Annotated in this window: 1 pseudogene; it reads right to left on the bottom strand. The window is 73.7% G+C overall.

The features are described 5' to 3' along the window. Positions 1-710: pseudogene (locus D471_RS0123395) on the bottom strand (FUSC family protein); the annotation flags it as partial. Between the last annotated feature and the right edge of the window lie 171 nt (positions 711-881).

Genomic DNA, 881 nt, shown 5'->3' with positions numbered 1-881 from the left:
CGGGTCTGCGCCAGCAGGACGATCCGCCAGGCCTCGGCGACCGCCACCGAAGCCTTGTGCTGGGCGTGGTCGAGTTCGGCGGTGCCCACCGCGCGCAGGAGCGCGGCCAGCTTCCGGTAGGCCTCCGCGACCGCCCGGTACTCGGGGTGCCGGGCCAGGACGGGGGCGCCCGACATCGACACCGCCCAGCCGATCGCGGCCCCCACAGCCGCCACGCCCGCGTGCAGGGGGACCTGGGCCAGACCGCCGGGGGCGATCGTGGAGATCGCGCAGACCAGCACGAAGAACAGGGCACCGGGTTTGTCCACCCGCCAGGCCGCGCACACCCAGGTGGCGGTTCCGGCGACGAGTCCGATCGCGGCGACCGACGCCCACACCGACAGCGCCGATGCCAGCGAACCGAGGGTCACACTGGCGACGAACCCCAGACCGACCAGGGCCAGCGCGGCCGACCGGTAGACGTAGGGGGTCTTCTTCTCATAGAGCACCGTCATGGAACCCAGGGCGGCCAGGGTGCCGATCTGGGGGCCGAACAGCCACGCGGCCAGGCCGAAGGAGGCGGCCATGGCGACCGTCGCCTGCACGGCGGTGGTCCAGGCCCACGCCCCCGCCTCCAGGCCGAAGAGCGCCTTGAGGTCGACCCTGGGCCGGGGCCGCTCCGCCACGCGGGCACGCTCCGGTCCCTGACCGGGTGGCCCGCCCAGGTGCATCGGGCCGGTGTCGCCGGTCGTTCCCAGATCTCGCACGACTTCCATCCTAGATCGGGTCACATGGGCGATTTGTGACTACTGGCGGGTGTCGGACGCGCCACTGTCCGTGGTGGACAGTGCCCGATCCGCGCCCCCGGTCTCCCGGAGCGCGGCCTCGGCGCGGTCGGCCCG

This window comes from Nocardiopsis lucentensis DSM 44048 (genome assembly GCF_000341125.1).
GTDB lineage: Bacteria > Actinomycetota > Actinomycetes > Streptosporangiales > Streptosporangiaceae > Nocardiopsis > Nocardiopsis lucentensis.
This window is presented reverse-complemented; position numbering and strand designations above follow the sequence as displayed.